This is a genomic window from Thiomicrorhabdus sp. Kp2 (assembly GCF_000478585.1).
Taxonomy (GTDB): domain Bacteria; phylum Pseudomonadota; class Gammaproteobacteria; order Thiomicrospirales; family Thiomicrospiraceae; genus Thiomicrorhabdus.
Genome location: NZ_ARWI01000001.1, coordinates 988,553 through 1,007,274 on the forward strand (window position 1 = coordinate 988,553; position 18,722 = coordinate 1,007,274).

The following is an 18,722-nucleotide window of genomic DNA, read 5'->3' on the forward strand; positions in this document are numbered from 1 at the left end:
CATTTTGCATGTTAAGCATTCAATCGATTCTAAAATCTACCCAAGAGCAACTGAAACAAGCAGGCCTGGTAGATTCGCCTCTATTGGATGCTGAACTGCTTTTATGCCACGCACTAAAAGTCAATCGAACCTACCTTTTTACCTGGCCTGAACAAGAGCTTTCAGAACAACAGTACACTGATTTTCAATCTGCCTTATCTGCACGTTTACAAGGTAAACCGATTGCTCATATTATTGGTCAACGTGAATTTTGGGGACTAAATCTACTAGTCACACCTGACACTTTAATTCCTCGCCCAGACACTGAAACCCTGATTGAAGCCGTACTTGAACAAAGCTCTGAACCTAGTCAGACTTGCAAAATCTTAGATTTAGGCACCGGCAGTGGAGCCATTGCACTTGCGCTCAAAAGTGAACTGCCTTATTGCGAAATCACTGCAGTAGATCAAAGCGAATCGGCTTTAAAAGTGGCCAAACAAAATGCCCAAAACCTCAATCTACAAGTTACATTTTTAGAGAGCAACTGGTTCTCAGCGGTTGCTCATACAGAATTTAACTATATTGTATCGAACCCACCCTACATTGAAGATAATGACCCACACCTAAAACAAGGCGATGTGCGTTTTGAGCCGATAACAGCCCTAACCTCTGGCCAAGATGGTCTTGTAGATATCCGCATTATCATTAACCAGGCCTGGTCACATTTAAAACCAGGTGGTTGGTTATTTATTGAACACGGTTATAATCAAGCTAATCCAGTCAGTCACTTATTAATGGCCCAAGGTTATCAGCAAGTCTCTTTAAAACACGACCTTGCTGATAACCCTAGAGTGAGTTTTGCACAAAAACCCTTTAGCAATCAATCTTAGAGTAAAACAATGACATTAAAAACAGAATTAAATGACGAAGAATTGTCTCGTTATAGCCGCCAAATTTTAATGCCTGAAATTGATTATGTCGGGCAGCTAACCCTTACCCAATCACACGCCATTATTTTTGGTTTAGGTGGACTAGGCTCTCCCGCAGCGCTTTACTTAGCCGCTGCTGGAGTTGGCAAACTAACCTTAGTGGATTTTGACGAGGTCGATGACTCTAACTTACAACGCCAAATCGTGCATCGTGAAGTCAATATTGGTCAAGCCAAAGTAGAATCGGCAAAACAAAATCTACTTAGCCTCAATCATCATATTAAAATTGAAACCATTGGACATAAACTCAGTGAAGCTGAAGTGGTTAAATTAGTCAAAACAGCCAATGTGGTATTGGATTGCACTGATAATTTTGCCTCAAGGTTTGCACTCAATCGCGCTTGCTTTCAAGCCAAAATGCCTTTAGTTTCTGGCGCGGCTATTCGTTGGGAAGGCCAACTATCAACCTATGACTTTCGTAAAAAAGATAGCCCTTGTTACCAATGCCTTTACCCACAAGATTCAGGGCAAGAATTAACCTGCAGTCAAAATGGCGTTTTGTCACCCGTGGTTGGTATGGTCGGTTCAATGCAAGCGGTTGAGGCAATTAAAGCGTTGTTAAATTTGCCCACCTTAACAGGCAAACTCATGATTATTGATGCCTACACTATGATGATTAGAACCTTGAACTTAAAGAAAGATGAGAAATGCCAGCACTGCAGTTAAGTTAAGGTAAGTGAGTAAACTCTACCTTAATTCAATAGCAGACTCTGGACGCTTATCTACCAAAATAATGACTCGGCGATTTAACGAACGACCATAACCCGTCGCATTTGATGTGACCTCTTCATTATCCCCCTTGCCCTGTATCGTCAAGAGTCGTTTATCCATTCCCATATAAATAAATGTTCGCGCAACAGTAGCCGCACGAGCGGCGGATAACTCCCAGTTTGATGGAAACTGAAAATTGTTAATAGGGACATTATCCGTGTAACCTGTGATGGTAATCGGTTGGCTTCGTCCAGCCAGCGTCTCCCCTAAAACCTCAAGGTTTTCACGTGTTTTGTCGCTTATGGTGGCACGTCCACTCTCAAAGAAGCTATCTGAACGCAAAGTAATTTTAGTAAATTCTGGCGTTTCCTCGATTTTAATATCCTTGGGATCCACATTTTCCATCGCTTTTTCAATCTCAGCTTGCGATGTAGGCGGCTTTAAATCAAGCTGAATAAGCTCAGTTTGAGGAGGTAATAGTTTTTCATCTTGAATTTCAGCACCAATCGGTGGTTCGCCCACAATGCTATTAATGAAAGCTTGACGTTCCTTTGGATCCACTACGGAAATTAACCACATGACCAAAAAAAAGACCATAAGGACTGTCATTAAATCGGCAAGCGCTATCTTCCATGAACCACCATGCGCGCCCCCGTCATCATGTCCTCGTCTACGAGACATTTGAATTTACCTTATCAATAAAAGAGTTCATCAAAACATGATTCATAAGAGCTCCCACAACTATTCAGCTTCACGTGGAACTTCAAATTCAGGTGGAACGCGCTGTCGACCGATCTCAACCGCTAAGTTAGGTGAAACACCATTGGCATAGGCCGATAAAAAAGAAGCCGTCATTTCAAACAATGATTTATCTTGACGAATCATCACCTCTACCGCATGAACAAATGGCGCTAAAACGGCAAAGGCAAAAAACACACCCGTTAAGGTTCCTACTAAAGCGGCACCAATTGCCGTACCAATTTTGGCGACATCCATATCACCGCCAAGCAATTCCATAGTCAAAATAACCCCTAAAACAGCAGCGACAATACCAAAACCTGGTAACCAATCTGCCACCTTACCAACCGATTTTGGCACCTCACTCATCGAGTCGTAAATATCATAGATTTGGTTTTCAAGATGATGATCAAAACTTTGAGACTGCGGAGGGTTGAGCAATAAATAGCTGAAGTTATCAACAATAAACTTTTTCAAATCTTGATGTTTAAGTACTGACGAATAATTCTGAAAAATTGGGCTACTGTCAGGGCTAATAATGTGTTTTTCTAAGGCTAATACCCCAGAAGCACGCGACAATCTTGCCAGGTCTTCAAGCAAACCTAATGTATCCGCATAAAGTTTTTTGGTGACTCTTTCGCCCGTAAAATAACGACCCAAAAATCGCATTGTACGCCCCCAAACATGAACAGGGGTTGAGGCTAAAAATGTACCTAGCGCAATACCCAGAATAACCACTAACTCAGATGGATGCCATAGAGAAAGTAAGTTCCCTCCCATGAGTAGGAAACCACCAAAAAAACTGAGTGTAATAACTAGAATACCAAACGGCTTTGCAAACATAGATTTCACTTAAAGGTTATTAAACATACACAAACACCTAAAATTAACTCAATCAGTCAATTTTCAGCCTTCAATTTTATGTAAAGAAAACAGACAAACTCTGAAAAAATGGTTATGTTGGCTTACCCTTTTATATTTCTGGGCAAGCTCAACACGATTGACAATTTAATGACAGAGTTCTAACTAGAGGAAGTTAAGCAACTGTTATACCAAAAACTATTTAAGCGTTAAATAGACTATTCAGATAACAAGATTTGTGTGACATTTTTAAGCGTTCGAGGCAATACAATCCCTTTTTTAGCACGTGTAGCAAAAGCCTCTTCAATGGCAGTAGGGCCAAATACTTTTTCATATTTACCCGCTTGCACAGCCACCTTAGCGCCTGCGGAGAACGCAAAAACCGCTTTAACCTGCTCACCTTTTGGTAATTGAATCAGCTTATTACCTTTACCTTTGGCTAAAACTGGAAGTTCTTCCGCTTTAAACACCAGCATACGTGGTTCACTGGTAACCACCATCACCCACTGCTCAGGCTCAACCAATGCAGGGGTAAGAACGGAACTTCCTGATGGAAGTGAGATAGACGTTTTGCCCGCTTTATTTTTTGAATAGAGATTTTCAAGCTCAGTAATAAATCCAAACCCTGCACTTGAGGCAAGTATGATTTTTTCATTAGGCTGACCAAGCAGAACATGACAAAATTTGCTGCCTGCTGGCGGGTTTAAGCGCCCTGTTAAAGGTTCACCATGTGATCGTGCAGAGGGTAAGCTGTGTGCAGGCAGAGCATAAGCCCTTCCTGTGCTATCAAGGAACACCGACATCTGCCTACTTTGACCAGTTGCTTGAGAACAGAAGCCATCGCCTGATTTATAGCCCAGGGCCTTACCATCAATATCATGCCCTTTGGCCGCTCTCACCCAACCATTATCCGAAAGCACGACCGTAATGGCTTCTGATGGAAGCAAATCCTGCTCACTCATGGCTTGAGCTGTACGCGCTTCAATGAGTGGAGATTTACGGTCATCGCCATACATCTCCGCATCGGCCATTAACTCTTTCTTAACTAAGGTTTTTAGACGTGCTTCGCTACCTAAAGTGAGTTCAAGCTTTTTACGCTCCGCTTCTAACTCTGCTTGTTCAGTGCGAATTCTCATCTCTTCAAGACGCGCCAAATGTCTTAATTTAAGCTCTAAAACGGCTTCGGCTTGAATCTCTGTTAAGCCAAAACGTTCCATTAATGCGGGTTTTGGTTTTTCCTCTTCGCGGATAATCGCAATCACTTCATCGATATTTAAGAAGGCGATCATCATCCCATCTAAAATATGCAGTCTTGCGAGTACCTTATCAAGCCTATATTGCAAACGACGGCGCACTGTCTCAACACGGTACACAAGCCACTCAGTCAGCATCATTTTCAAGTTTTTTACTTGAGGACGACCATTTAAGCCAATGACATTAAAGTTGGCACGGTAACTTTTTTCAAGATCGGTTGTGGCAAAGAGGTGTAACATGGCGGTTTCAACATCCACGCGTTTAGAGCGCAGCTCAATGACAAAACGTACTGGGTTTTCATGGTCAGATTCATCTCGTAAATCCACCACCATGGGCAATTTTTTAGCTCGCATTTGTGCAGCCACTTGCTCCATCAGTTTTGAACCTGAAACCTGGTAAGGTAAAGCATCAATAACAACATTGACCCCATCTTCAACTTGATAACTGGCGCGTTGACGAATTGAACCATGCCCTGTTTCATAGAGTTTTTGAAGCTCGGCCTTTGGGGTAATGATTTGTGCCGAATTTGGATAATCGGGTGCGGGAATGATTTCTAGCAGCTCTTCCATACTGATATTTGGAGAGGTCAGCAAAGCGATACAACCATCAATCACTTCACGTAAATTATGGGGCGGAATGTCGGTTGCCATACCCACGGCAATACCCGATGTACCATTCAACAAAACATGTGGCACTCGTGCAGGCAGAACAAGCGGTTCATCGAGGGAGCCATCAAAATTTGGTGTCCAATCAACGGTTCCTTGGCCAACCTCTTCTAAAAGTAACTGACTAAATTTGGAGAGTTTGGCCTCGGTATAACGCATGGCAGCAAACGATTTAGGGTCATCCATTGAACCCCAGTTCCCTTGTCCATCCACCAATGGGTAGCGAAAAGAGAAGTCTTGCGCCATCAGCACCATCGCTTCATAACAGGCGCTATCACCATGCGGATGAAACTTACCTAAAACATCCCCCACCGTACGTGCCGACTTTTTATATTTAGCACTGGCTTTTAAACCGAGTTCAGACATGGCATAGATAATACGTCTTTGCACAGGTTTCAGACCATCACCAATATGCGGCAGAGCTCTGTCCAAAATGACATACATTGCATAATCTAAATAGGCTTTTTCTGTAAATTCAGCAACGCTTTTTTGCTCAATACCTTCATAGTTGATGGTTTGCTGGGACACTCATACTCTCCTGAATTACCTACGGTTTGAAATGCTTCTACTGTTGGTTTTAATCAATTTTTAGCTGAACTTAACCTAGCTAGCCATAGCTTAAAAGATAGTCAGTTAAATTAAAAACCTTAGCTATTTATTTACGTGCGTCTAAATTCTACTTTATTTATCATCTTTTGATGAAGAATCCGTCATTTTTCCTACTGCACATGACACATAAGATTTCGCTTTTGCTCCAGCGGCCTTCAAACCCGCCACACTGCCTACTTCTGGATAGCCCATAGAGTGCAATTTCTGCTTCACTAAATCTAATTCTTTTTCAGTATTGTCTTCTACAGAAAATTCTAAACTTACCAGGCCTGCTTCAATATCAACAGCCACATCTTTAACGCCGTCAATTGCCATCAAAGCTTGCTTAATACCATTAGCGCAACCACCACATTTGATATTTTCTACTGTAATTGTTTGCATAATGCTCTCCTAAAAACTCAAAACAGGTTAATTGGATTTAATTCGATAATTTAACACAATTAAAGATTGAAAATAATAACTTACCAGGCCTGGTAAACGCTAAATAAAAAAGTCAAACCAAGTTCCCTAGTAAAACACTGGGTTATTTACCTTTCACGCTATGAGAGTGATAAAATTGCATGATTACCTCAATTTAGATGCCATACAAAGCCATGTTTAATAACAACCAAGCGCCCTTTTCACAAAACTATACCTCACTCCCTAGCGATTTTTTTAGTTTTGTACAGCCCGAACCCATGCACAATGCCAAACTGATTCATAGCAACCAAAACTTAGCAAACGAATTGGGCATACAAATCTCACCAGATACCTTAATGGAGATGACTTCAGGTAAATCATTTCCACCAGGCCTGGTGCCAATTGCACAAAAATACACTGGCCACCAATTTGGCTACTACAATCCCGATTTAGGCGATGGTAGAGGTACATTACTTGGTCAAGTAAAAGACAAACAAGGTCAGCTTTGGGATTTACACCTTAAAGGTTCAGGCAGAACCCCCTATTCAAGAAGAGGTGATGGAAGAGCCGTTTTACGTTCTGCCGTTAGAGAATATTTAATAGGTGAAGCGTTAGATGCACTGGGCATTCCAACCACTCGCTGCCTGAGCCTTTGCTCTAGTTCGGAACAGGTTCAGCGTGAACAATTTGAAACTCGTGCCACCTATATTCGGATTGCTAAAACACATATTCGTTTTGGTCACTTTGAATGGCTCGCTCAAAAAGGAGACATTCGTCACCAAAAACAGCTAGCCGACTACGTGATTGACACGGTATATCCAGAGTTACAAATCCACACAGACAGTGAAACGCGCTATGCCGAATTATTGAAAACCATTACTCGCAAAACGGGGGCTTTGATAGCGGGTTGGCAAACGGTCGGTTTTTGTCATGGGGTAATGAATACCGATAATATGTCGGTAGCGGGTGAGACCTTTGATTTTGGCCCTTACGCCTTTTTAGATGATTGCAAAATACACCATATCTGCAATCACTCCGACACCGAGGGACGTTATGCTTATAGCCAGCAACCCAACATTGGTCTTTGGAACTGTCAGGTGTTAGCCCAATCTTTTAGCCAACTGGTTTCAGCACAAGCCATTGAGCAGTCTATAGATGAGTATATTAATACCTTTAACCAGCAATACTTGTTAAAAATGGGCTACAAATTTGGTTTTATCGAACCCAAAACGGACGATAAACTTTTTATCGCTGATACACTTATTCTGTTAGATAAGTCGAACTTAGATTTTCACTATTTCTTTTATGTATTAAGCTATTTTAACCATGAAGACGACCTACTTCAGCAACGTTTTAATGACTTTATTTTAGACTCCAAAGAGTGGACATTATGGCAAGAAAACTATCAACAGCGCGTACAACAACAAACTGAACCACAGCGGAAAGAACTCATTCGGAACAATGCACCACAAATCATCTTGCGAAACTATATCGCCCAAGAGATTATTCAAGCGATTGAAAAGGGTAATATTAACCCTTTAGAAAAATGGATGACGTGGTTACGCACCCCTTATAATCCAAGCGATGAAATACTGTGTAACACACATAAGCACTACCTAACGCCACCTAAAGCGTGTCAAAAAGGGTTGGCATTAAGTTGCTCATCTTAAACTTTAGATCGTTTGCCACTTTAACTTTTTTAACCTTGTTGAACTCGGGTTAATTCATTGCTAAAAACTGCAAAACAATCACAACTAAAACGTTGTAGACAAGGTTGATTAAGAAGGTTGATTAAGAGCTGAAAGAGTATAGAATTCTTAATCTAACAATCTTTAAGATGCTATGCTTATCAAAGACTTGTCATTAAGAGCTGACGATATGAAAAACTCAAAACATCGCCAAATCAATATCAATCTCATTGTTTTAGGGGTAATCTTTGCCATTACCTTTGTGAGTTTATTTACCTACATCCCTCTTTACCTGAATACGCTTGAACAAAAAACCCAAGACATTAAACAAGATGCAGAACTGCAATCTATATTACTTAAACAAATATTTAAACCCGTTATAAACGCCAAAACCCTTTACAGTAAAAACCGAAACACACAACTCGCTTTACAAGAAATCAAATCATTATGGTTTGAGCTCAATAGTGATCGTCCTCAACAGGAGTTCTTTTTAGTTCATAAAAACCCTACAACGGACAAAATTGAATTGGTACTCAGCTCCAAAGCTGGCACTACATTTCCTGGCACAGTACGTTTAGTTAAGCCGACTATGTACATGGCTATTGGCGGGCATTACGGAGTTCAAAGTATTACTGACATCTCTAACAGTACCGTACTAACCGCTTACGCTCCCGTCATACCCAAAGAGTGGGGGGTCATCATCAAATATGAACAACAAACCATCAACCCAAGCTTAATAGAGACCCTTAGCTACACGTTGTTTGCCGCCTTATTAATTACTTTAATTATCTGGCTCGTTTTACGATTAACATTAAGGCATATCAACAATAGAGTTACCTCTTCTGAAGAACGTTATGAACAACTTCTTGAGAACTCTCCAGATTGGATTTGGGAGATCGATAAATTAGGAGTCATTAAATATTCAAGTAAACAAGTTTATTCAATACTTGGCTACCAACCAGAAGAACTTCTTTTAAAGCCATTTAGTGCGTTATTTGACCCCCAAGACGCAAAAACCAGTACTCTCAACTGGCAACAAAAAATCATGTTAAAAGAGCCATTCTCGGATTTAGAACTTGGCTTATTAAACAAATCTAAAGAACATGTTTACATGCTAGTGAGCGGCCAACCTATTTTTAATAAATCTCATAACCTTATTGGCTATAGAGGCATTGCTAAAAACATTTCAACCCTTAAACAGCATGACAATAATATCTTAAATTTAGCTTTTTATGACCCCCTCACAAAATTGGCTAACCGCTTAAATTTTATTGAAACATTAAAAAAACACATCAAATCTCAATCTGCCACCGCATTAAAACCTTCTGCTTTGCTCTTTATCGACCTAAACGGGTTTAAACCCGTCAACGATATAGAAGGCCATGAATCTGGTGATAAGTTGCTTAAAATTATTGCACAACGCATGCAAAACCATGCCCGTATGACGGATCTAGTTGCCCGCTTTGGAGGTGATGAGTTTGTTATTTTAATCAAACAAGAGCACACAACCCGCCCAACAGAGTTCCAAAGAAACTTAGAACATTACCTTGACCGTTTACTTGAAAAGATTGCTGAACCGATTCATATAAATAATAAACAACTCAAAATTGGAGCCAGCATTGGCGTTGCAATCATCCCCAAAGACGGTAATAACGTGTCTGCCATTCTTAACCATGCCGATGTCGCGATGTATCAAGCGAAAAGTAAGGGCAAAAGTAAGGGCAAAAGTAACTATCACTTTTACGATCAATTCACGCAAACCAATATGGATAAGCTTTTAAAAAGTTCAGCAGAGTTAAAGCAAGCGATTTCTGAAGACCAATTTCAGCTTTATTATCAGTTTCAATACGACTCAAACAGCGATAAAATTATTGGCATGGAAGCCTTTTTGCGCTGGCATCATCCTGAAACGCATAAAATTTTGCCTGCTAATGAGTTTTTAACACTTGCTTACAATACCAATAATATAAATGCCATAGATGAGTGGGTCATAAAAACGGCTGCAAAAGATATCCATAAACTGAATCAGAAAGGAATCAAAGCACCCCCTGTTTCTATAAATCTATCCACTCAAAAACTCGAAGAGAGTACACTGCCACGGGTATTTGAAGAGGCTATTAAACGTAATTTTATTTCCGCTTCAGCGCTAAAAATAGAGATTACAGAAAACACACTTTTGCATGATTTAGAAAAATCCAGACACACGATAGAACAACTAAGACAACAAGGTATTAAAGTATGCATTGACAATTTTGGAACTGGGTATTCAAGTCTTTCTTATATTCAGGCCTTACCGATAGAGTCCATCAAAATTGATAAATCTTTTATTGAAAACATTGCAACAAGCCATAGCGACTTACAAATGTGTCGTACCTTTATACAACTGGGTAAATCTTTAAAAATCGATGTGATTGCAGAAGGCATTCAATCTGAAGTACAAAGTGAAATTCTAAAAAAAGAAGGTTGTCATATGCTACAAGGCTATCTCTACTCAAACCCAAAACCCATCGATAAAATTATGATAGAGCTTAGTAAAAATCCTTTATCAATCTAACCTAATACATAGCCAACCATAAAAGCCAATATGCATCTAATAAAACCAACCGAAAAACGCTGTCGAGACAGACTATCACTTAACAGAAAAGTCATATTAACCTCAGGTGAAAACACGCTTTATAATCTAAAAATGGTTGACCTTTCTACTTGTGGTTTAGGCTTGCTAAGCCCAAAGCCCATTAATGAAGATAACTTAGTCAGTTTACAGTTTTCACTGCCTGCTTATGACCAAAATTCAAACATCAATATCCTTGGCAAAATAATGCATACCACGCAAGTCAATCGTCAATACTTATTAGGTATTGAGTTTCAAAGGCTAACCGCACATGATATTTTGGTAATGAAAGAATTTTTTATCTATCATAATCGTTTTAATGCATAATCAAATTCATCCGATTCTGTTCCACTAAACAGTAGATAATAATATTAATGAAAACGTCCAACTATAAAACTAACCGCAAAGCGCTTCTTATTGGTAAAAATGGCTCGGTTGAGGCCATTTTGACAGAACTCTCTCTTAAAGGGGCGGGGGTTAGAGCCTCCCGTGGAGCCAAAGAGGGCACTGAGTTAGAGCTTGAGTTTGAAATTCCTTCCTTGGGTGAATTCACAACCCTTTGTGTAAAAACCACAGTCACGCATAGACATAATTCAGAAGATGAGATTTATTTAAAACTGCTTTTTGAAGAGTTAAGCCATTTTGAACAGGCTGCCATTAAAGACTTTTTAGAATATAAAGAACGACTGATTCAAATGGGTAAACATCGTGCCCCAATGCAATCGGGTTAATAAGCAAGTGTCGCCAATTAATAGCTGTTAGCTCCACCGAAAAAACACACCTAAAAACGATGTACCTTAAAGATTTTTACCAGGCCTGGTAAACGCTGTTTTTTTTGAAAAAAAAACTTAAAAACAGACGGCTTGGTTTGGCTTTAACAACCCTTCTAAACCTTGTAATGAAAAGCTCATATCTTTTGGCTCTAAAGTTCTATGGTTTAATTCAATCGTTAATAGCTGCCCTTTTTGTAAGCTATTTAGCAGATTTTTGTATTGCGATTGTAACTGCTGTAATGAAGAACCTCTCTCGGTTACTATCTCAAGACGTACTTTATTCGATAGCTCTTCGGCAGTATCAACCACCTTTAATATCCCTTGTAACTGAAGCGTTTGCTCCACACCATCGATGAACACCTTTGCCGACAATAATTTTGTCATATCGGTCATAATTTCATCATCAAACAAAATCACTTGAAGCAGTGGTAAAGGAGACTGAATTGAGCAGGTCAAACCAAAGAAAGCACGCTTTCCCTCCACTTTTGTAAACAATTCAAAACCGTCTAAAGAACCTTGCACATCTTTATAGAGGGTCATGTGATAATCTTTTAACACTTTAGTTTCTGCAGAAACTACCAGGCCTGGTAGAAGCGTAAGCAGAGAGAAAAGCAAAATAAAAAATGGTTTAATTTTTAGCATCTGTAACATCGTCAGTTTCCAATAAAAATTCACAAAAAAGCCCTATTAATAAATAGGGCTTAGAGATATCTTCGGCGTTTTACGCCAGTAATTGACGATGACACCATAAAAATATAATTTTGTCACATTAACTATAATTTTAGCTATTATTTCACATTGCTCAGGAGTATTATAGACTCACTCGTCATATAGAAGAGAGGTCTTTCGGAATGTACTCTCCTGCCAGAAAAATCAAAAAATCTTCTGTCAAAAATATTGTCAGATTCCCTTCTTCGAAAAATAATCGAACCCTACTTCTCGAATCGATATTAGAGTCTCAGTTCGCACTGTTGCTTGAATACGACAATAATGTAGAAGAATATTTTGAACAGCCAAAAACATTTTTTTTAGAAGATGAAAACAGAAAAACATACAGATATACCCCCGACTTCTTAATCGTTTTTAAAAATGGATCGCGTAAATTTATAGAGGTCAAGCCTAAAAAGGAGGTTGAATCGGGAAAGTTTTCTAAAGTTTTTAATCTTTTTCAACAAAGGTCAGCTCAGTCGGGAGATGGTTTTGAAGTTATGTCAGAAGAGTATATTCAAAAAAAGCCATTACTTCAAAATCTCAAATATTTTTATAGATTCAGGAAACATCAAATTTTAAACATGGAACTTTTTGAAGAAATTTCAAATCAGGTAACGACTCCAGTTACCTTTAAAGACCTTCATCAAAATTATGACCTAAAGTCTTTATATCAACTTATTGCTTTTGGGTATATAAAATTTGATATAAACAATGAACCTTTTTCGGTTAATTCAAAGGTTTGGTTCAATGAAGAATAATTTATTTTCTATCGGAACAGTATTCAGCTTTGAACAACATAAATTTATTGTTTCGCAAATAAAAAAAGATGGAATCAAAGCATCGAATCTCCGCAACAATGAAACCCTAGAAATTACTTATGCTCAAGGAAAGGAGTTCATTGATTCAAAAGCGCTAATCTTTCAAAAAGATTCTCTAAGTCACAAAGGACTAAGTTTTGAGGATCTCTCCCAAGAAGAACAAGACCTCGCCTTAAAAAAACTAAAACTTCTAGAGCTTTTAGCAGAAAGAAGAATTACCAAAATTTCTGGAACAGACAAAACTAAGCAAGCCATACTCGAATTATCACCTATTGTAGGCTTTACCAAAGCTCCTCACTGGCAGTCAGTTCGAAAATGGCTCTCAGAACTTACTAATGCATCAGGAAAAATCAAAGGTCTTTACACTAATAAAAACTTGAGAGGAAATAAAAAACATCGTCTATCCAGTATAGTCATGGATATTATGGAAAATGAAATCGATAAATTTATTAGACCAAGCCAACCAAGAGTTTCAACACTATGCAGAAATATTGAAACGGAAATAATTAAATATAACTTAGATAACCCAGCTAATGTCCAAAAAGTCCCAACTCGCAACACAATCGTAAAAAGATTAAATAAAATCAATTTAGAGAGAAGGCAAAGAGCATCAAAAGGAAGTTCAACTTATCAACTTGGTCTTGCAGATTCAATTGCACCTTACTCTACAACTCATATTTTAGAACGAGTCGAAATTGACCATACACTTCTGGATATCCATCTTATTCATGACCTCGATTCTACTCTCATTGGAAGACCAACATTAACAGCCCTCTCGGACTATCACTCAGGCATGGTATTCGGGCTACAAACTTCCTTTGAAGCAACATCGTTCGCGGCTATCTCCTCAGCATGTTTAAATGCATTTTTACCAAAGGAAGAGGAGCTAGAAAAGCTGAATATTCAGGGGAACTGGCCTACTCATGGCATACCTGAAACATTAGTTACAGATAATGGAAACGAGTTTTGGAGTAATAATTTTTCAGAAATGGGTATGCAACTTGGAATGGTGATTCAGTATGCTCCTATACGACATCCAAATTATAAAGGTTCGATTGAAAGGTTCTTTGGTTCAGTCAACACGCTATTTCTTGATGACCTACCAGGTGTCGTAAGAAAGCCACATAAAAAAAATGATCGTTACGACCCTCGGCAAGAAGCACTAATGACCTTTACGAAATTCAAACACGATTTTTACGATTGGATTGTGAATGTTTATAACAATGAACCGAACGAAGATGGCGCCACACCAAAAGAAATCTGGAATTCTTCAGCAAAGCAGCAACCAATTCCAATTGAAGATAAGTTAGAAATAGAACTCTCCCTTCTTGCATCGCACAGCGCATCCCTGATGGGACATGGAATTTCTTTTCTTGGTCTTAAATATAACTCCGATGCTCTAAAAAGTCTTTTCAGACGTGATGGGAAGCACAAGGTCAACATCAAAATCAACCCATATGACCTTGGAGAGGTACTTGTTTTAGATTCAAAAGAGCTGGTTTATATCACCGTTCCGTGCCTCGAGTATTCCTATGCCAAAGGCGTCTCAATTTATGAACATCGTGAATACAAGCGAGTATCAAGAAAATATAAAAATCAGAAACTCAATAATCAAGATCTTATGCAAGCAAAAATTCGACAAAAAGATGAAAGAGATCGAATGAGAGAGCAAAATAAAAGGAGAAAGACACAGGTCACAACTCAAAAACACTCTCGAATTGAAAAGGTGGGGATACCCACTTTCGACCTACTACCTTCTGAATCTATCAGCTCAAATGATGTACTTATTGACCAGCCAGCGTCTGTAGACGTCAAAACTGAAGATTGGGATATTGAATAATGAATCAATTCACAGAAAAAGAACCATACATACTAAGCCCAGACCTCAAATATTTGAGAGAAAAGTTCGATGAATTAAGAATACATAAAAAGGACTTCAACACAGCTAATTGCATGATTATTACTGGGGAGTCTGGAAGTGGCAAAAGTGAACTAGCCAAAAGATATCTTAAAATATATCCAACCTTTCAGGATCAAATAGGAACAAAGCAACCCGTTCTCCACTTAGAAATAAAAATGGCAAATACCGTGAAGGATGTACTGGTTAGTCTTCTAGTTGGAATCAATGATCCTCAAATGGGGAATGGAGCCAGAAATGCATCCGAGCTTTTTACTCGTTTTGTCCGACTGTCAAAAGTCATCAAGTTAGAGTTAATTATTCTTGATGAAGTTCAAGTTATCATTGAACGTCGTTCAGAAAAGGTTATCAGCGGTATTGGAGATCTGTTTAAAGATCTAATCAAAGAAACAGGTATACCCATAGTATTCATGGGAATGCCATGGGCACGTTACCTGATTGATTCAAATCCTCAACTAAATGGAAGAATCGCAATTAGGCATACAATGCCAACATTCAAAGTTAGCGAGCAGAAAAAATTTGAAGGGTTTGCAAGTCTTGTCAAAGGTTTAGCCAAGTCATACGAACTTAGTAATGCTATTGACACATCAAATAAAGAACTTCTTCTAAGGTTATTTGCATTCTCTAAAGGCAATGTAAGACAGGTTTCTCGCTTACTCCGTAGCCTATTTATTTTTTGCACCATCAATTCCAAGCAACCTGATAGCAAATTGCTTGCTGATATCGTTGAGTCCCTAGGCTACTCTGAAGCCATAAATCCTTTCAAACAAAAAATCACGGATGTGGTTATAGAAGAAAACCTGACCGAATCAGACTTTTTATTTAGTCATCGCTCTAAAGGCAATTCAATTGTTGCCCCTGAAATCGCAAAGTTTCGGATCACAAAAGAGCTGAAAATTTATTCGATAATCTAAAAGCTATGAAACTCTTATTTTCAGATTCGAGAAAACCTGATGAATGCGTTGCAAGCTACCTCATCAGAACGGCCGAAAATAACGGCTTCAGAAGAGTCAGTCATCTTTTAAACCATACAGATTTGCACTGGAAAAATAGCCGTTTACCAATTCCCACCATTCTTTCTGGAAAAGTTGACGTAGACACGCTACTTTCGCAACTTGGATTAGAGCCTATTGGTAAGACTAAGTTATCTGAATTTCATGATTTATTTCGCAAAAAAACAGATACACCCAAAATACTCTCAAAGCATCCAAAAGTATGCCCGTTATGTCTCAAAGAAAACGGCTATGCGAAAGAGTCATGGAACCTACTTCCTGTAACAGCATGCACTAAACACAACATAATGCTTATTGACTCCAATAATAACGGTCGAATGCTTAGCTGGTATCGTCCTTATTTAGCCCTTTATGACCATAAAAAACCAATCGAAAATATCATAAAAGCCCCAACAGCTTTAATTGAACTCAGCAAACTCTTTGAACGATTTGTAGATAATCCATCTGCAAGATGTAAAACCAATCCTGTTCTTTTCAAAGGACTAACTGCGAATGAGTGCCTGAGCATATTAAATTTTATAGCTCACTTTCAGGCTAAAGCAGAGGTAGAATCACTGCTGATGACTCAGAATAATATCTCCATTGCTTCTCAATACCAAAAAGCCTATCCACTTATTAAAAAATGGCCTGACCAATTCCACGAACTACTATCAAATTTCGCTAGCAAACCGATGACTGATTTGGAGTCTCAGGGCATCCGAAAACATTTCAGAACACTTCATGACCAATTACATCTCCAACGAGAAAACAAAGGGATTGAACGAATTAAAGAAGCGTTTGAACGATATTTATTATCAAACTGGCCTACAGCACTAAACGAAAGCAGATTAAAAAGAATATCGATTAAAAGCTCTGAAAAGCAACAACTTAGTATCATGGAAGCCTGCAAACTATTGAACTGTCGAACACCTAAAATATCTCACCTAGCTCAAATCGGGATTCTTACAGAATATGAATTTAAAGGGAAAAAATATTACGAACGTATAGAAATAGAGCAACACCTTAAAACCGTATCAAACAACTGGAGTTTTCAACAAGCCTGCGATAAGTTAAATATATCCAAAACAACACTGAAGAGACTAATATCACGCAAAATTATTGCTGTGGTAATGACACCATCTGAACAAAATCGAGATTGGCTTATTGATAAGAAAAAGACTATTAATTTAATCAATAAGTTAAAACGTAACGCCTACTCTAAAAACAACCCTACAAAATGCTACAGCTTTCAAGGTTTTCTCAAGCTGGGAAACAGTTACGAAGACACTCTATGCATGATGCTGAAACAGCAAATAGCTTATAAATTTCATTCGGATCAAGAAAATCCTTACGGACTACATCAATTCATAATCTACAAGCCATAAAACAAGCCAAATACCACACAAAAATAAAAATATAAGTACAATAACTTAAATCTTTACCTAAAACAGTTATAGCAATGAAAATTAAGAATACCGCCATCACATATTCAGGGTATGCATTCCAAACATTGCAAGGAGTATTGCTTCTTTCCGAATAGTTAAACTCTCCTTCTCGCTATGAGAGAGCTCAGATTGAAGCCGATTTAGATAAATCAACTACAGGCATAGATGACATTATATTTGAACGACCTGATGCTACTACAGATTTCTGGCAGATTAAATTCACTCCAAATCCTGACAATAATCCATTTTCTTGGAGTTGTTAAAAAGAGAACGAATCAAACGAAAAGTCTATTTAACTCGTGATTTAGCCCGACAAGATATTTTTGATTATATTGAAATGCTCTACAATGCAAAACGCCGTCATGGCTGGAATAATCAGCTGTCACCAGTTGAGTTTGAAAAAAGATTTAATGAACGGCTAAAAAGTGTCTAAGGTTTTAGTGGCGATTCACTCACAATAAAATCGCATGGACTTAGAACTTGATCCCAACGGTTAAAGCGCCAAAATCATTATTACTCTGTTGCGTTTTATACTCTTCAGTACGCAACAAATGCGTATAGCTCAGCCTCATATTTTTCCAGTCAACAACAAAACCAAATTGAATATCACCTACAAACGGGAATTTTTCAACGCTTCGACTGCTGACGAAGCTATTGCCATCTAAAAAAATATTACGTGCAATCGCCCGACCCTCAAATCCTGCAAACAGATACCAACCGACATGTGAAGAAGCTAAAGAAAAATCGGCGCTATTTGGCATTCCTGGCTGCAGGCGCGGGGGGCCATAATCATTAGGCAAATTTTTTCCATATCTAAAGGTTAACCCTGCATTGGCATAGGTGAAGACATTACCCAAAGTGGATCCAATATATGGACTTAGGTCTATTTTATTATGCAGAAGATCATAAGATAAAAATTCACGCCAACTATGCTTATGGCTTAGTACAACTCCTAGCTCGTTACTTAATTGCGTATCCCACCCCATAGGTTTATCTGAACCTATTACGTCGTGCACAAGTGTCTGAGTTTCTTGAGCTAAAGATGCAGGACCGATTACACCAATCATAAGAGAGACCTGATCTAACTGTTGATTATTTTCTGAAGCCAAACCGATTGCGGCATAAAGCCAACCAGCATAAGGTCGTTCTCCTTCAGGTGGGTCTACAATAGTGATATCGCTAGGTGTAAACATACTTTGCCCAAAGGCATAACCATGTTGAGTCCTGCCTGTCTGAGGAAACCAAGGAATCAAACGAGCAGAATTTAGTGCCCATTCTGGAGTATGAGTGTTTTCATCTGGTATCCAGATAAATTTCACCCCATTGGTGTAATCTTGATCTTTGCCATAAAAAACATCGTTTTCTAGAACAAAGCTAAAAATGCCTTTCGGCTCCAAGCCTTTAGCAAAACTCGATGAAGAATATATTATCAGAACACATGAGATTACAATATGAGAGAGACTAACGCAGGAAATTGAACGGGATATTTGCATTATATTTTGATCCAATATCTAAATTAACATATCAACTAATATTCTACGTTTGATTAATGAAGGTGCTA

At 38.6% G+C, this 18,722-nt stretch carries 16 protein-coding genes and 1 pseudogene; 11 read left to right on the forward strand and 6 right to left on the reverse strand.

The window, feature by feature from the left end; translation table 11 throughout:
* Positions 1-8: 8 nt before the first annotated feature.
* A complete protein-coding gene (gene prmC, locus A379_RS04750) occupies positions 9-869 on the forward strand; it encodes a peptide chain release factor N(5)-glutamine methyltransferase (RefSeq protein WP_040726196.1) in 861 nt (286 codons plus the stop codon).
* A gap of 9 nt (positions 870-878) precedes the next feature.
* The gene (locus A379_RS04755) at positions 879-1,634 is read left to right on the forward strand and encodes a molybdopterin-synthase adenylyltransferase MoeB (protein WP_040726198.1); all 756 of its coding nucleotides are present in this window, start codon (positions 879-881) and stop codon (positions 1,632-1,634) included.
* 21 nt (positions 1,635-1,655) lie between these two features.
* On the opposite strand, the gene A379_RS04760 is transcribed toward A379_RS04755, so the two are convergent.
* The 4 genes from A379_RS04760 to A379_RS04775 form a co-directional block, all read right to left on the reverse strand.
* Positions 1,656-2,360: a flagellar motor protein MotB gene (locus A379_RS04760; protein ID WP_040726200.1), complete on the reverse strand. Its 705-nt coding sequence runs from the start codon at positions 2,358-2,360 to the stop codon at positions 1,656-1,658.
* Between the two features lie 60 nt (positions 2,361-2,420).
* Positions 2,421-3,260 (reverse strand): motility-associated protein, encoded by an 840-nt coding sequence (locus tag A379_RS04765; RefSeq protein WP_040726202.1) that lies wholly within the window; start codon positions 3,258-3,260, stop codon positions 2,421-2,423.
* Between the two features lie 236 nt (positions 3,261-3,496).
* Positions 3,497-5,725, reverse strand: coding sequence for a DNA topoisomerase IV subunit A (gene parC / locus A379_RS04770; RefSeq protein ID WP_040726205.1), 2,229 nt, complete (start codon positions 5,723-5,725; stop codon positions 3,497-3,499).
* A 153-nt stretch (positions 5,726-5,878) separates the two neighbouring features.
* Positions 5,879-6,187, reverse strand: coding sequence for a heavy-metal-associated domain-containing protein (locus A379_RS04775; protein ID WP_040726207.1), 309 nt, complete (start codon positions 6,185-6,187; stop codon positions 5,879-5,881).
* A 212-nt stretch (positions 6,188-6,399) separates the two neighbouring features.
* On the opposite strand from A379_RS04775, the gene A379_RS04780 reads away from it, so the two are divergent.
* The 4 genes from A379_RS04780 (at position 6,400) to A379_RS04795 (ending at position 11,235) form a co-directional block, all read left to right on the forward strand.
* Positions 6,400-7,875: a YdiU family protein gene (locus tag A379_RS04780; RefSeq protein WP_040728691.1), complete on the forward strand. Its 1,476-nt coding sequence runs from the start codon at positions 6,400-6,402 to the stop codon at positions 7,873-7,875.
* Positions 7,876-8,083: 208 nt separating this feature from the next.
* On the forward strand, positions 8,084-10,447 hold the full coding sequence (locus A379_RS04785; protein WP_040726208.1) for a bifunctional diguanylate cyclase/phosphodiesterase: 2,364 nt from the start codon (positions 8,084-8,086) through the stop codon (positions 10,445-10,447).
* Positions 10,448-10,477: 30 nt separating this feature from the next.
* Positions 10,478-10,831 (forward strand): PilZ domain-containing protein, encoded by a 354-nt coding sequence (locus A379_RS04790; protein WP_040726209.1) that lies wholly within the window; start codon positions 10,478-10,480, stop codon positions 10,829-10,831.
* A 47-nt stretch (positions 10,832-10,878) separates the two neighbouring features.
* Positions 10,879-11,235: a PilZ domain-containing protein gene (locus A379_RS04795; protein WP_040726210.1), complete on the forward strand. Its 357-nt coding sequence runs from the start codon at positions 10,879-10,881 to the stop codon at positions 11,233-11,235.
* Positions 11,236-11,352: 117 nt separating this feature from the next.
* On the opposite strand, the gene A379_RS04800 is transcribed toward A379_RS04795, so the two are convergent.
* Positions 11,353-11,928, reverse strand: coding sequence for a hypothetical protein (locus tag A379_RS04800; protein WP_040726212.1), 576 nt, complete (start codon positions 11,926-11,928; stop codon positions 11,353-11,355).
* Between the two features lie 200 nt (positions 11,929-12,128).
* Here A379_RS04800 and A379_RS04805 point away from each other — a divergent pair, with 200 nt between their 5' ends.
* From A379_RS04805 to A379_RS12920, 5 genes and pseudogenes are all read left to right on the forward strand, one after another.
* Positions 12,129-12,746, forward strand: coding sequence for a TnsA endonuclease N-terminal domain-containing protein (locus A379_RS04805; RefSeq protein WP_040726216.1), 618 nt, complete (start codon positions 12,129-12,131; stop codon positions 12,744-12,746).
* On the forward strand, positions 12,736-14,646 hold the full coding sequence (locus A379_RS04810) for a Mu transposase C-terminal domain-containing protein (protein ID WP_040726219.1): 1,911 nt from the start codon (positions 12,736-12,738) through the stop codon (positions 14,644-14,646). The genes A379_RS04805 and A379_RS04810 overlap by 11 nt, the downstream gene beginning before the upstream one ends.
* Entirely contained in the window at positions 14,646-15,638 is a 993-nt protein-coding gene (locus A379_RS04815) for an ATP-binding protein (protein WP_040726222.1), read from the forward strand. The genes A379_RS04810 and A379_RS04815 overlap by 1 nt, the downstream gene beginning before the upstream one ends.
* Positions 15,639-15,643: 5 nt before the next feature.
* Positions 15,644-17,101: a TniQ family protein gene (locus A379_RS04820; RefSeq protein ID WP_040726224.1), complete on the forward strand. Its 1,458-nt coding sequence runs from the start codon at positions 15,644-15,646 to the stop codon at positions 17,099-17,101.
* A gap of 307 nt (positions 17,102-17,408) precedes the next feature.
* Positions 17,409-17,594 (forward strand): annotated as a pseudogene (locus A379_RS12920) (IS3 family transposase); the annotation flags it as partial.
* A gap of 40 nt (positions 17,595-17,634) precedes the next feature.
* On the opposite strand, the gene A379_RS04825 reads toward A379_RS12920, so the two are convergent.
* Complete coding sequence (locus tag A379_RS04825) at positions 17,635-18,654, reverse strand: lipid A deacylase LpxR family protein (protein ID WP_040726226.1); 1,020 nt, start codon at positions 18,652-18,654, stop codon at positions 17,635-17,637.
* Positions 18,655-18,722 lie beyond the last annotated feature (68 nt).

Bases quoted from the DNA above. Each gene is read 5' to 3' on its own strand.
- prmC (WP_040726196.1), top strand. From the start codon at position 9: ATGTTAAGCATTCAATCGATTCTAAAATCTACCCAAGAGCAACTGAAA.
- A379_RS04755 (WP_040726198.1), top strand. From the start codon at position 879: ATGACATTAAAAACAGAATTAAATGACGAAGAATTGTCTCGTTATAGC.
- A379_RS04760 (WP_040726200.1), bottom strand. From the start codon at position 2,360: ATGTCTCGTAGACGAGGACATGATGACGGGGGCGCGCATGGTGGTTCA.
- A379_RS04765 (WP_040726202.1), bottom strand. From the start codon at position 3,260: ATGTTTGCAAAGCCGTTTGGTATTCTAGTTATTACACTCAGTTTTTTT.
- A379_RS04775 (WP_040726207.1), bottom strand. From the start codon at position 6,187: ATGCAAACAATTACAGTAGAAAATATCAAATGTGGTGGTTGCGCTAAT.
- A379_RS04780 (WP_040728691.1), top strand. From the start codon at position 6,400: ATGTTTAATAACAACCAAGCGCCCTTTTCACAAAACTATACCTCACTC.
- A379_RS04785 (WP_040726208.1), top strand. From the start codon at position 8,084: ATGAAAAACTCAAAACATCGCCAAATCAATATCAATCTCATTGTTTTA.
- A379_RS04790 (WP_040726209.1), top strand. From the start codon at position 10,478: ATGCATCTAATAAAACCAACCGAAAAACGCTGTCGAGACAGACTATCA.
- A379_RS04795 (WP_040726210.1), top strand. From the start codon at position 10,879: ATGAAAACGTCCAACTATAAAACTAACCGCAAAGCGCTTCTTATTGGT.
- A379_RS04800 (WP_040726212.1), bottom strand. From the start codon at position 11,928: ATGTTACAGATGCTAAAAATTAAACCATTTTTTATTTTGCTTTTCTCT.
- A379_RS04805 (WP_040726216.1), top strand. From the start codon at position 12,129: ATGTACTCTCCTGCCAGAAAAATCAAAAAATCTTCTGTCAAAAATATT.
- A379_RS04810 (WP_040726219.1), top strand. From the start codon at position 12,736: ATGAAGAATAATTTATTTTCTATCGGAACAGTATTCAGCTTTGAACAA.
- A379_RS04815 (WP_040726222.1), top strand. From the start codon at position 14,646: ATGAATCAATTCACAGAAAAAGAACCATACATACTAAGCCCAGACCTC.
- A379_RS04820 (WP_040726224.1), top strand. From the start codon at position 15,644: ATGAAACTCTTATTTTCAGATTCGAGAAAACCTGATGAATGCGTTGCA.
- A379_RS04825 (WP_040726226.1), bottom strand. From the start codon at position 18,654: ATGCAAATATCCCGTTCAATTTCCTGCGTTAGTCTCTCTCATATTGTA.